This is a genomic window from Pseudomonas fluorescens, assembly GCF_001902145.1.
In the GTDB taxonomy this organism is placed as follows: Bacteria; Pseudomonadota; Gammaproteobacteria; order Pseudomonadales; family Pseudomonadaceae; genus Aquipseudomonas; species Aquipseudomonas fluorescens_BV.
In genome coordinates this window covers 68315-80354 of sequence record NZ_MRST01000022.1, presented here as the reverse complement: position 1 = coordinate 80354, position 12040 = coordinate 68315, and the positions used below count along the sequence as shown (strand labels likewise).

8 protein-coding genes, 1 other RNA gene and 1 pseudogene are annotated in these 12040 nt (G+C 56.6%); 4 read left to right on the top strand and 6 right to left on the bottom strand.

The window, feature by feature from the left end; translation table 11 throughout:
* Positions 1 to 67: 67 nt before the first annotated feature.
* The 3 genes from BUE92_RS10430 to BUE92_RS10420 are packed head-to-tail and all read left to right on the top strand — an operon-like array spanning position 68 to position 3318.
* Positions 68 to 901, top strand: a complete 834-nt coding sequence (locus BUE92_RS10430; protein WP_057406263.1) for a vWA domain-containing protein — start codon at positions 68 to 70, stop codon at positions 899 to 901.
* A 2-nt stretch (positions 902 to 903) separates the two neighbouring features.
* Positions 904 to 1641: a hypothetical protein gene (locus BUE92_RS10425; protein WP_073523534.1), complete on the top strand. Its 738-nt coding sequence runs from the start codon at positions 904 to 906 to the stop codon at positions 1639 to 1641.
* A gap of 3 nt (positions 1642 to 1644) precedes the next feature.
* Positions 1645 to 3318 carry a serine/threonine protein kinase gene (locus BUE92_RS10420; RefSeq protein WP_081372181.1) on the top strand — a complete coding sequence of 558 codons (1674 nt, stop codon included), beginning with the start codon at positions 1645 to 1647 and terminating at the stop codon, positions 3316 to 3318.
* 105 nt (positions 3319 to 3423) lie between these two features.
* On the opposite strand, the pseudogene BUE92_RS10415 reads toward BUE92_RS10420, so the two are convergent.
* The 5 genes and pseudogenes from BUE92_RS10415 to BUE92_RS10395 form a co-directional block, all read right to left on the bottom strand.
* A pseudogene (locus BUE92_RS10415) lies at positions 3424 to 4684 on the bottom strand (integrase domain-containing protein).
* Between the two features lie 184 nt (positions 4685 to 4868).
* Positions 4869 to 5265: a transfer-messenger RNA gene (ssrA, locus tag BUE92_RS10410) on the bottom strand.
* 94 nt (positions 5266 to 5359) lie between these two features.
* A complete protein-coding gene (locus BUE92_RS10405) occupies positions 5360 to 5638 on the bottom strand; it encodes a hypothetical protein (RefSeq protein WP_073523532.1) in 279 nt (92 codons plus the stop codon).
* A 137-nt stretch (positions 5639 to 5775) separates the two neighbouring features.
* Entirely contained in the window at positions 5776 to 8586 is a 2811-nt protein-coding gene (locus tag BUE92_RS10400) for an FAD-binding and (Fe-S)-binding domain-containing protein (RefSeq protein ID WP_073523530.1), read from the bottom strand.
* Between the two features lie 70 nt (positions 8587 to 8656).
* Positions 8657 to 10351, bottom strand: coding sequence for a lactate permease LctP family transporter (locus BUE92_RS10395; RefSeq protein ID WP_073523528.1), 1695 nt, complete (start codon positions 10349 to 10351; stop codon positions 8657 to 8659).
* A 251-nt stretch (positions 10352 to 10602) separates the two neighbouring features.
* On the opposite strand from BUE92_RS10395, the gene BUE92_RS10390 reads away from it, so the two are divergent.
* Positions 10603 to 11370 carry an FCD domain-containing protein gene (locus BUE92_RS10390; protein ID WP_073523526.1) on the top strand — a complete coding sequence of 256 codons (768 nt, stop codon included), beginning with the start codon at positions 10603 to 10605 and terminating at the stop codon, positions 11368 to 11370.
* A gap of 27 nt (positions 11371 to 11397) precedes the next feature.
* On the opposite strand, the gene smpB is transcribed toward BUE92_RS10390, so the two are convergent.
* Positions 11398 to 11880, bottom strand: a complete 483-nt coding sequence (gene smpB / locus BUE92_RS10385; protein WP_003176160.1) for an SsrA-binding protein SmpB — start codon at positions 11878 to 11880, stop codon at positions 11398 to 11400.
* Positions 11881 to 12040 lie beyond the last annotated feature (160 nt).

Below are 12040 nucleotides of genomic sequence, written 5' to 3'. Positions count from 1 at the left end.
GATTCCAGGATGATTTCAAAATGCTATATGATCGTATTCTGGAGAGTAGATTACCAATGAGGGTTACATGAGCTATAGCGCCGAGATTAGCCGTACCAGTCCTACTGCATTCCTGTTCCTGGTTGACCAGTCCGGGTCAATGCAAGACACCATGACAAATGGGAAGTCGAAAGCTCAGTTCGTGGCGGATGTTCTAAATCGTACTTTTGCCACGTTGATTACCCGCTGCACAAAGTCCGAAGGTACTCGTGATTATTTCGAGGTTGGTGTCTTGGGCTACTCCGGTGCTATTGCTGAGAACGGCTTGTCGGGGGCGCTTTCGGGGACGGTTTTGAACCCGATTTCTCAGATTGAAGCTCATCCTTTGCGCGTTGAAGACCGGGTCAAACGGGTTGATGACGGAGCAGGCGGTTTGGTAGACCAGTCCATCAAGTTTCCGGTGTGGTTCGAGCCCAAAGCCGGAGGCGGCACCCCTATGTGCAATGCAATCACAACCGCAGCGGAGCAGTTGGTTGCATGGTGTGATGCCCATCCGGACAGCTACCCTCCAACCGTTTTGCATGTTACGGATGGTGAATCGACTGATGGGGATCCCGAGGGGCTTGCTCAGCAACTCCAACAAATCAGCACCAGCGATGGAAACGTTCTGTTGTTCAACCTGCACGTGAGTACTAGTGGGGGAGATCCGGTTAAATTTCCTTCCTCTGACGCGGGCTTGAGCGATAACTACGCAAAATTGTTGTTCCGTATGTCCAGCCCCCTGCCTATTCATCTTCATAAAGTTGCAGAAGAGAAGGGTATTAACGCAACCATGGAATCTCGGGGTTTCGTTTTTAACGGTGATATCGCCGAAATTGTCGACTTCTTCGATATCGGTACTCGGGCAGCTCAGTTGCGCTGACCATGACATTCCGAATCCTCTTTGACGGGACGGTAGCCAAGCACCTCGATGCGCCAGATGATAACGAGGACGCTTACCGTATTGCTCAGGATAGGGGGCGTGTGGTGCTATCAGATGGCGCCTCGGAGTCCTTCGATGCGAGTAGCTGGGCGAACTTGGTGGTGGATCAGTTTCTAGGCTCTGATCCGTCGGACGAACAGCTTGGTTTGTGTATTCAGGCATATGGGCTGCTTCACGATCCTCAAACTTTATCTTGGTCTAAAGCAGCTGCTTACGAGCGTGGCAGCTTCGCCACGTTGGTGATTGCACAGAATGATCATGATCGCAAAACGGTAACAGTGACGACCTTAGGCGATAGCCTTGTCGCTTGGTGCAATGAAAATGGTGAAATTGAAACCGTCCCTTACGTATGTGCTGATCAGTTCACAGAGAAGCCAACTCTCTTAGCTACTCGCAGTGCACTGAATGCAGAAGTGGCTATCGGCGACCAAGGGCCTTGGAGTCAAAGGGAGTGGAGTTACGACCAGCAGGAAGCATGTTTGCTTCTTTGCATGACCGATGCGCTGGGAGCTTGGCTACTGCATCGTCAAGAGCAGGGCTATTCGGATGCCTTTGAGCGGCTTAGTGGAATCAGGGATCAACAGGCTTTTCTTGAGCTGGTAGAGGAAGAGCGAGCCTCCGGTGCAATGCGCAGAGATGACACCACCTTGATTATCGTTACTCTCAACAGTTTGACGTAAACCATGGCATACCCAACCTTAGAACAATACAACGAGGCCTTGCAGTCCCCGCAGTTAGTACTGCAAGACGCTGAGTTGAAACATGGCCGATTGAAAACCTCCGGATTGGGTCTGCCCTTGGCTTTGTGCGGCGGATTTGCGTTGACTTATATCGTGGATTTAGCGGGCAAGAGGTTTGCACTTCGTTGTTTCCACAAGGAGTCAAGAGAGCTGGAGCAGCGCTATAAAGCGATCTCCGCGCGAATCAAGCAATTGGCCAGTCCTTATTTTTTGCCCTTCGATTTCATCCCGAATGGAATTCGCATACAAGGATCGACGTATCCCATAGTCAAGATGGCATGGGCGCAAGGGCGTACTCTGGCTGAGTTCCTAGAAGGCGAGCATCAAAACACTCAAGCACTCCAACGTTTACGACAAGCTCTCGCCAAGCTGGCTGGGTTTCTTGAGCAGAACCAGATCGCTCATGGTGACATCCAGCCCGAAAACGTCATGGTTAGCGCAGACGGCGGCACCGTGCAGCTAATTGACTACGACGGAATGTTCGTAGAAGGGTTTCAGGGGGCGGCTGCTACCGAATTGGGGCAAGTCAACTTTCAGCATCCAAAGCGAACGGCTAAAGATTTCAATCAGAAGCTCGACCGCTTCTCGTTCCTCACGTTGGATGTTGCCCTTCAGGCCCTTGCAGTTTCCCCTTCGCTGTGGGGTGTATCTCGTTCAGAACCTAGCGCTGTAGTGTTTCGGCGAAATGACTTTCTTGATCCTGGCTCTTCAATCATTTTTGGTGAGGTTCTAAAGCTTCCTAGCGTGGCAAGTCACGCTAAAAATCTCGCTAGAGTGGTCGTAGGAGAATTTCAAAACGTTCCGACGCTTGCGGATTTTCTTCAGGACAAAGGAGTCGTCGGCGGGGCGATTACATTCCAGCAAAAGGCCACTCCATCCGCGGTTGGATATCAAGGTGCTTACCTAGTCTGCGACGCAACAAAATATGTTCAGGTGCTTGCCCAGGTAGGCAGCCGCATCGAACTTATTGGACAGATTCACTCTGTTCGAACTGGGTGGGGAGCTAATAAAAAACCGTATGTTTTTGTGAACTTTTCTGACTGGCGTGGGCAAGCCGTCAAGCTAGCCATTTGGTCTGACGGGATGAAAGCAATCGGATCGAATGTACCCGATAAATCCTGGGTGGGACGCTGGCTGTCAGTAACAGGGTTGGTTGATCCTCCTTACAAAGGACAGGCCAAAGCGGTTAGTTACACGCACCTTTCACTAACGATTACAGCATCTGGTCAGATACAACAGTTGCCGGAGCAGGAAGCGCAATTCCGACTTCGTAGCTTTGGCCTTTCGCCCGTGGTCAATTCCACCCCGAGTCGAAACGCTGACGTACTTTCGAGTATGGGGAAGGGGCGGGTTGCTTCAGTTACTCCTATTCAGACCGCGCCTCCGAATGTGCCTCCCCCGAAAAGCTCGAACCAGCAGCTACTTGAAAAGATGCAAGCTCAGGCGTCTCAGGCTGCTCGTCAGACGACAAGCGCTCCTCAAGCGTCTACTCAATGGCAAAGCTCTCCTGCGCCGAGGCCAGTAAGTACTCCAAAACGATCTTCAGGAATAGATTGGGTTGGCTGGTTGTTCATTATAATTATGGGGCTTGGCTTATTACGAGCCTGCGTAAAATAGACCCAACCTTCAGCTTAACTTGGCTAGCGAATGCTTATTGCCATTTTCTGCCGACCGCTACCGGTCGAAAACGCCCCGTTACGGCTAATACTAAATATTGATTGGTTAGCGTATCGATACAACTTTCAAACCTCGGGTTGTTTGAAATGCCGAGACGGACAGGCTACCAGTGGCAGCTTGTTGAATGTGGTCGCTCCACCAGTTCATCATGGGCCGTCTGCGCTCAATGTAATCTGCTCGGTTGTAGGCGCTGCGCACTTCGTCTTTGTCGACGTGGGCAAGTGCTACTTCGATCAATTCTGGATCCCAGTCGCCATGTTCATTGAGAATGGTACTGGCCATTGAGCGCATGCCATGACTTACCAGGCGCCCTTCGAAACCCATTCGCTTCAGCGCCATGTTGGCGGTCTGGCTGTTGCAGTGGGTGCGAGGGTTCCGGTCTGCAGGAAACACATAGTCCCTGTTTCCACTGTAAGGCTTGATAGCCTCTAGCAGTGCCAGAGCCTGCTCCGTAAGCGGGATAAAGTGTGTGCGACGCTTCTTCATGCGCTCCGCTGGGATCGTCCAGATCTTCTTATCGAAGTCGATGTCTGCCCAGCGGGTGGTCGCGGCCTCTGCTGGTCGGGTCATAGTGTGGAGCTGCCATTCGATTAGGCAACGCGTTGTTCTTTTGATGCTGGCATTGGCTATTGCCACCATGAGCTCATTTAGCTCATCGGGAGGCAGTGTGGCCATATTTTTCTTTTTTGGCTTCTTAAAGACCGAGCGAATCCCGCTAAGGGGGTTGGCATGGATGAGCCCGTAATTTACCCCGTAAGTCATGATCTCGTTAAGGCGCTGGGTCAGCCTTTTAACGGTTTCCAAGCTACCTTTGGTCTCAAGAGGCCTGAGCAAATTGATGACCTTAGGGGCTCTGATTGCGGAAATTGGGGTTGAGCCTAGGTCCGGGAAAATGTGGAGAGTGAGCGAGCGCCAGATATCTTCAGCGTAGGCAGCAGTCACCGAGTCTTTCTTCAGATCGAACCATGCCTTCGCCACGTTTTGAAACGTGTGCTCTGTCGCGGCTTTTTCTACCAGGCGCTGAACATCACGCTGCTCTTTCGGATCTAGTCCTTGGGCGACAAGCTCCCTGGCCTCAACAGTCCGTTTTCGCGCTTGGGCCAGGCTGACTTCGGGAAAGGTACCCAATCCCATGTTGATCCGTTTTTTGGTCACGGGATGGATATAGTTAAAATTCCAAAGCCTAGAATCCATTGATTCTCACTCGCATTTGAAGGCCGTTGCCATCCGTGAGCGTGTAGTCCTTTTCTTTAGGCTTGGCTGCTTTGACTTTCATGTCTGAAAGCCGCGTGGCTTGGGCGCACATGGTGTATTCCAATGCTGTTTGTGTATTCCAAAAATTACCAGTTGGGAGCTTGGAATACCACTTGGAATACACGTTTGCATGGATGTCTATGGACGCTGACGGATCTTGATTGTGCTGAAAGCCCCGTATTTGCTGGGTTTTAGGCACAAAAAAAGACGTCCGTGGACGTCTTTAGATGTGTATTTGGTGGAGCCGGGGGGATTTGAACCCCCGTCCGCCAGTACTCCGCTGTCGGTACTACATGCGTAGCCGTTTCTATTAAGTTAACCCTCAGCGACCCGAAGGGCAGGGTGCTTTGGGCGAGTTGTGTAAGTTTTAGCCGCTTCGTCCACAACGTACTGCACGGCGATTCTGTTCTATATGACAATCACTTTGGGTTTACAGACATCCCCTGGTGATTGCTGGACCCGAAGGTACCAGAAGCTCAGGGCTAAGGCTGCTTACGCAGCGAGAGCGAATTCCTGGCCGTAGTTTTCGTCATTGGCAACTATAAGAAGTTGCAACAGTGGATTTACGAGTTCTGTTACCAACTCGGCATGCACCTAAAGTTTCGCGACCGGCGTCGAATCCTAAACGGCCCCGTGCTTGTAACTCGTTGTTTCTCAGTGAGTGACAAGCCTGTGTAGTGTACGCCAAACCGTCACGGAAGGCCAACCCGAAGGTTGGCCTTGCCGCTTACTCGCCGCCTTTCTCGCTGTTCTGCAGGTCTTGCAGGGCCTTGGAGGTGATTTCGATGCACTTCTTCTCATCACCTGCGGCGTGGGCGGCCCTGGCTTGGGCAAGGGCGGTGTCTATTTCGCCACTTTTACCGCTGGTGTCGGTGGCGAGCAGGGCCTTGCCGTTGTTGATTTTGTTCAGGTTGATTTCGCATAGGTCTTTGTCACCGGCAGCGAAAGCGGGGGAGGCGAGCATCGCAGCGGTCATGAACACGCCAGCAAGAGCGGAACGCTTCATAGGGTGTCTCCTTGCGCAAAAGGGCTCGACGCTGCTGGCGTGCAACCGCTGCCAGCGACATCACTCATGGGCCTCGATGATCCAGGCCTATGCAGATGACTACGCCAGCGCGCCAGGGTTCTGTTTTTTTTGCCGGGTCAATGGGTGCGGGCGCTGGTGACTCGGTCTACCAGGTAGACCAGGCCGTGGTAGTCGATGCCACCGTGCTGGCTCAGGCCGATTTCGCAGGTGCGGCTGGTGGAGATGCCTTCGCTGCAATAGTGCACGGCGTCCTTCAGTGAGCGCAGGGAGTGGGCGTTGAGCTCCGGTGTGGTGAAGCCTTTGTCGCCGGCAAAGCCGCAGCAATGAATGCCTTCGGGGATCACTACGGTTTTTGCGCAGCGTCGCGCCAGTTCGATCAGTGCCTGGCTTTCGCCCAGGTGTTGGGTGCTGCAGGTGACGTGCACGGCGATGGGCGCTTCCTGGGGCGTGAAGTCGAGGCGGTCCATCAGGTGGGTGCGGATAAAGCGCACGGGGTCGTAGAGGTCCAGGCGCGTTTCTCCCAACTCTTGCACCAGGCGCAGGGTGCAGGGGCTGGTGTCGCAGTAGATGGGGTCAAGGCCGCCACGGCTGGCGTGGAGCAGGGCGCCGATCAGTTCCTGGCGCTTGTGTTCGGCCTGTTCGGCGTAGCCTTTGGACGCGAAGGGCTGGCCGCAGCAGAGACTGTCCTGGTTGTCGGGGAAGACCACCTGGTAGCCGGCTTTTTCCAGCAGCTGGCGGGTTTTGTCGTACAGAGACATTTGCTCTTTATCGCCGGCTGCCGGGCCCATGGCGCGGGAGACGCAGGCGGCCAGGTAAACCACACGCGGGCGCGCGTCCGTCACCGCCGGGCTGAAGCGGATGGCTTTTTCGGGCTGTGGCATGGCGTTGGTCCACTGCGGAATTTGCCCTTTGGACAGCTTGGTCAGCGTGCTCGAGAGCTTGGCCAGCCGTGGGGCACCCAGCAGCATACGTGCGCCATTGGCGACGTGCAGGGTAAAGCGCGCACCTTGCAGCGCGGTGGCGAAATGGCTGGCGAGCCAGTCGGCGGTTTTCGTACGGTCGGCCTCGCGGCTGCGCAGTTTTTTCACCAGGTCGCCGGTATTGATGCCTACAGGGCAGCGTTGCGCGCATAAGCCGGTGGCGGCGCAGGTGTCGATGCCTTGGTAGTGGTAGGCCGCTTCCAGTTCGGTGGTGTCCACGCCTGCGCGTTTTTTGGCCTGGATGTCGCGCCAGATCACGATGCGCTGGCGCGGGCTCAGGGTCAGGCCTTTTGACGGGCACACCGGCTCGCAGAAGCCACACTCGATGCACTTATCCACAAGCTCATCGGCGGCGGGCAACGGCTTGAGGTGTTTGAGGTGGATCTGCGGGTCTTCGCTGAGTACCACGTCCGGGTTGAGGATGGCGTTGGGGTCGAGCAGGCGCTTGAGCTGCCACATCAGTTGATAAGCGTCGCTGCCCCATTCCAGTTCGACGAAAGGGGCCATATTGCGACCGGTGCCGTGTTCAGCCTTCAGCGAGCCACCGAACTCCACGGCCACCAGCTGCGCGACGTCGTCCATGAACGCTTGATAGCGTGCGACTTCTTCGCTGCTGTTGAAGCCTTGGGTGAACACAAAGTGCAGATTGCCTTCCAGGGCATGTCCGAAAAGGATGGCTTCGTCGTAGTGATGTTTGTCGAACAGTGCGATCAAGCGGTTCACGCCAATCGCCAGCTGTTCTACCGGGAAGGTGACGTCTTCGATGATCACGGTGGTGCCGGTTTTGCGCACGGCGCCTACGGCCGGAAAGGTGTCTTTGCGGATGGCCCACAGGCGCGCGTTTTCCAGTGGGTCTTCGGTGAAGTCGACCTGTTTCTCCACGGGGAACGCCGACAGGGACGCCATGATCCGCGTCAGTTGTTCGTGCAGCAGCGATGGCGAAGCGGCGCGGGATTCGATCAGCAGTGCGCAGGCATTTTCCGATAAGTGCTGTACGAAAGCAGGCATGCCCGGTTTGTCCTGCACCGAGCGCATGCTGCGTCGGTCCAGCAGTTCAACCGCTGAGACTGGCTGGGTTTTCAGCACGGTGACCGCGTTGCAGCAGGTTTCGACATCCGGGAAGACGATCAGCGCTGAGGCTTTGTTCGGGTGATCGATCACGGTGTCGTAGGTGACCGCACTGATAAACCCCAGGGTGCCCTCGGAGCCGACCAGCAGGTGGCTGAGGATATCCAGCGGGTCATCGAAATCCACCAAGGCATTGAGTGACAGGCCGGTGGTGTTTTTCAGCCGGTATTTGTGGCGAATCTTTGCCGCCAGCTCAGTATTTGCCCGTGTTTCGCGACCCAGCAGGGCCAGGCGTTCAAGCAGTGCGCTATGTGACTGGCGGAAGGCTTGCACGCTGGTGGCATCTTCGGTGTCCAGGCGGCTGCCATCGGCCAGCACCAGGCGAATGCCCGCCAGGGTGTGGTAGGTGTTTTGCGCCGTGCCGCAGCACATGCCACTGGCATTATTGGCGACGATACCGCCGATCTTGCAAGCATTGATGGATGCCGGGTCCGGCCCGATCTTGCGCCCGAACGGTGCGAGCCAGACATTGGCCTGGGCGCCGATGACGCCGGGTTGCAGGCGTATCTGTGCACCTTGCCCGCGAATTTCACGGTGGTTCCAATTGTCACCGAGCACGATCAGCACCGAGTCGCTGATGGCCTGGCCCGAGAGGCTGGTGCCTGCGGCACGGAAGGTCACCGGCACGCGGTCGCGCTGGGCCAGTTGCAGCAGTGTCACCACTTCGTCTTCTGACTCCACGCGGATCACCAGCTGTGGGATCAGTCTGTAGAAGCTGGCGTCGGTGCCGAAGGCGAGGGTGGAAAGTGGATCGTCGAAGCGGCGATCTTGCGGGATTAGTTGTGCGACGTCGCTCAGGAAAGCAGCAGGCAGGCTCATCGGTCCTCCAGAAATAGCAGACGCCGGAAGGATGCCCCGGCGTCGATTCTTACCCTATTACGTGCAGGTCTCAGTGCACCAGCATGCCGGTGAACCAGTACGCCTGCGCCAAGGTGATCAGCCCGACGATGGTGGCAAAAAACAGGCTGTGCTTGAGGGTAAAGCGGAACAGGTCGGATTCCTTGCCCACCAGGCCGGTGGCGGCGCAGGCCACGGCGATTGATTGCGGCGAGATCATTTTGCCGGTCACGCCACCGCTGGTGTTCGCGGCTACCAGCAAGGTGTCGTTGACGCCGATCTGGTGAGCGGTAGTGGCTTGCAATGAGCTGAACAGGGCGTTGGATGAGGTATCGGAGCCTGTCAGGAAAACTCCCAGCCAACCAAGGAAAGGCGAGAAGAACGGGAAGGCAGCACCGGTGCCGGCCAAAACCAGGGCCATGGTCGAGGACATGCCGGAATAGTTGGTGACGAAGGCGAATGCCAGCACCATGCCGATGGACAGGATCGGCCAGCGCAGCTCGTAGAAGGTTTCTTTTAAAGTGGTAAGACCAGTTTTTACGTCGATTTTCAACACCAGCATAGAGATCAGTGCGGAGAAGAAAATGGCAGTACCGGTGGCCGAAATCGGGTCTAGCTTGAATACGGCCGGGATGGCGGTGGGGTTGGTCACGATGGGCGCGACTTTAACCACCAGTTGATCCAGGTGCGGGATCGCGAAATTGAACACCCAGCCGTACATCGAACCGCCCGCGGCGAACAGGGCCTTGAAGGGTTTGAGGGTCCAGATGGTCACCAGTACGGTGAGGATCAGGAACGGCGACCACGCCTTGAAAATTTGCCCCAGGCTGTAGGGCGAAACCACGGTGTTGCGGGGCAAGCCGAAGCCGCCGGCGCTGGAGGTGACCGCCACGCTGGATGTCGCGCCGGCAATTTGTGCGCCTGCGGTGCGTTTGGGCTGCCAGATTTTCAGGAACAGCGTCAGGGCAATCAAACTGGCGAGTGCCGAGGTGATGTCCGGCAGTTCCGGGCCAATGAAGTTCGAGGTGAAATATTGGGTGACGGCAAAGCTCAAGCCGGCCACCAAGGCCGCCGGCCAGGTTTCGCGAACGCCGCGCAGGCCATCCATCATGAACACCAGCCAGAACGGCACGAACAGCGACAGCAGCGGCAGTTGGCGGCCGGTCATGGCGCCAATCTTGAACGCATCAATGCCGGTGACCTGGCCGGCGACGATGATCGGAATGCCCAATGCGCCGAAAGCCACGGGCGCGGTATTGGCGATCAGGCAGAGGCCGGCGGCGTACAGCGGGTTGAAGCCCAGGCCTACCAGTAACGCGGCGGTGATTGCCACGGGCGCGCCGAAACCGGCCGCACCTTCCAGGAAGGCGCCAAAGCAAAAACCGATCAACAACACCTGCAAGCGCTGGTCGTCGGTGATCGACAAAACGGAGCTGCGGATGATCTCGAACTGGCCGCTCTTGACCGTCAATTTGTACAGGAATACCGCCGCGACAATGATCCAGGCGATGGGCCACAGGCCGTAGGCAAAACCATAGCCGGCCGCGGCCAGCGCCATGTCTACCGGCATCTGGAAGGCGAAAATGGCGACCAGGATCGACAGGGCCAGGGTGATGCTGCCGGCCACATGGCCTTTGAGGCGGAACACGGCCAGCGCCAGAAAGAAGAATACGATGGGAATAACGGCGGCCAGTGCGGACAGGCCGAGGCTGCCGAGTGGGCTGTAAAGCTGTTGCCAGGTTTGCATATGGGGTGGCCCCTGATTGTTGTTGTTTGGTGAGCTTGGGTAATTGGTAATACCAATTTACAATCGCTGTGGGCTAGATTAAGAGCCTGGGCAGGGGTGTGTCAATTTGCCGCCTGCGAAACTTTGGTCGTAGGTCGGGAGGCGGGGTGTTCTGATCGGCGAAATTGAAGGCGTTCTGATAGGTGCTGCCGGCGCGTCGATAGGCCAGAATAGGGGCCCCGGCGATTGGTCGGGATGGTGGAGAGTGAGTTATGGGGTTTGATCAGGTGCGTCAGCGCCGTTTGTCTGACGATATTGTCGAGCAGCTTGAGGGGATGATTCTCGAGGGCACGCTGAAGTCGGGCGAGCGCTTGCCGGCCGAGCGCGCGTTGGCTGAGCGCTTTGGTGTGTCGCGCCCGTCGTTGCGTGAGGCGATTCAGAAACTGGCGGCCAAGGGGTTGCTGGTCAGTCGCCAGGGCGGTGGCAACTATGTGGTGGACTCCCTGGGTTCGACCTTCAGCGATCCGCTGCTGCACTTGTTGGAAAGCAATCCCGAAGCGCAGCGCGATCTGCTGGAGTTTCGCCAGACCCTTGAGGCTTCGTGTGCCTACTACGCGGCGTTACGCGCCACGGAGGTTGACCGTGAACGGCTGACCGCAGCGTTTGAGGCGTTGCAGGATTGCTACGCGCGCGCCGACGAAGTGAGCCGAGTAGAGGAGGGTGCTGCGGATGCAAGGTTTCACTTGGCGATTGCCGAAGCCAGTCATAACGCCGTGTTGCTGCACACCATTCGCGGGCTGTTTGACCTGCTCAAGCGTAACGTGGTGACGAATATTGGTGGCATGTACCAGCAGCGTACTGAGACCCGCGACATGCTGATCAGTCAGCACCGGGACTTGTACCTGGCCATCATCGAGGGGCGGGCCGAACAGGCGCGCGAAGTCTCGACACGGCATCTGTTGTATGTGCAGGAGGTGCTGGAGGAGGTGCGTCAGGAGGTTCAGCGTGTGGCTCGTGCGGAGCGACGCAAAGGGATGTAGCCCGCGTGGGCTACACCGTCACAAGGATTATTCTTCCTTGCCCTTGTTGCGCACGGCGCGATGCAGTTCGCGATTGGAGTCGCGCTCGCGTTCGGTGTCGCGCTTGTCGTATTCCTTCTTGCCCTTGCCCAATGCGATCTCGCATTTGACCAGGTGCTTGCTCCAGTACCAGGACAAGCAGATGCACGCGTAGCCTTTTTGCTGCACGGCTGCGGCGAGCTTTTCGAGTTCGCGGGCATTGAGCAACAACTTGCGCGTACGCACCGGGTCGGCAATCACGTGGGTGCTCGCGGTGGTCAGCGGGGTGATATGACTGCCAAGCAGCCATGCCTCGCCATCCTTGAGCAGCACATAACTGTCGACCAGCTGCAGTTTGCTGGCACGCAGACTTTTTACTTCCCAGCCGGCCAGGACCAGACCAGCCTCGAACCGATGTTCGATGAAGTAATCGTGTCGCGCCTTTTTATTTTGCGCGATGGTCCCTGTGGGGTGTTTCTTTTGTTTAGCCATAGGGGCGGCATTATAGGGAGTTGCGAGCGTGTCGGCTACGGTCAACCTGTGTGCTTGAGCGAGTTGGACGAATCCCGGACAATGCGGGCAGTTCTTTGGTTTTTTTCTCTCGCGGATTGGGCTGTTCTTTCGCGATGTTTGCCTTAAGCAGTGGAAGTAA

Excerpts from the sequence above, each read along its gene's own strand:
- BUE92_RS10395 (WP_073523528.1), bottom strand. The coding sequence starts at position 10,351 with ATGCAAACCTGGCAACAGCTTTACAGCCCACTCGGCAGCCTCGGCCTG.
- BUE92_RS10390 (WP_073523526.1), top strand. The coding sequence starts at position 10,603 with ATGGGGTTTGATCAGGTGCGTCAGCGCCGTTTGTCTGACGATATTGTC.
- BUE92_RS10405 (WP_073523532.1), bottom strand. The coding sequence starts at position 5,638 with ATGAAGCGTTCCGCTCTTGCTGGCGTGTTCATGACCGCTGCGATGCTC.
- BUE92_RS10400 (WP_073523530.1), bottom strand. The coding sequence starts at position 8,586 with ATGAGCCTGCCTGCTGCTTTCCTGAGCGACGTCGCACAACTAATCCCG.
- smpB (WP_003176160.1), bottom strand. The coding sequence starts at position 11,880 with ATGGCTAAACAAAAGAAACACCCCACAGGGACCATCGCGCAAAATAAA.
- BUE92_RS10425 (WP_073523534.1), top strand. The coding sequence starts at position 904 with ATGACATTCCGAATCCTCTTTGACGGGACGGTAGCCAAGCACCTCGAT.
- BUE92_RS10420 (WP_081372181.1), top strand. The coding sequence starts at position 1,645 with ATGGCATACCCAACCTTAGAACAATACAACGAGGCCTTGCAGTCCCCG.
- BUE92_RS10430 (WP_057406263.1), top strand. The coding sequence starts at position 68 with ATGAGCTATAGCGCCGAGATTAGCCGTACCAGTCCTACTGCATTCCTG.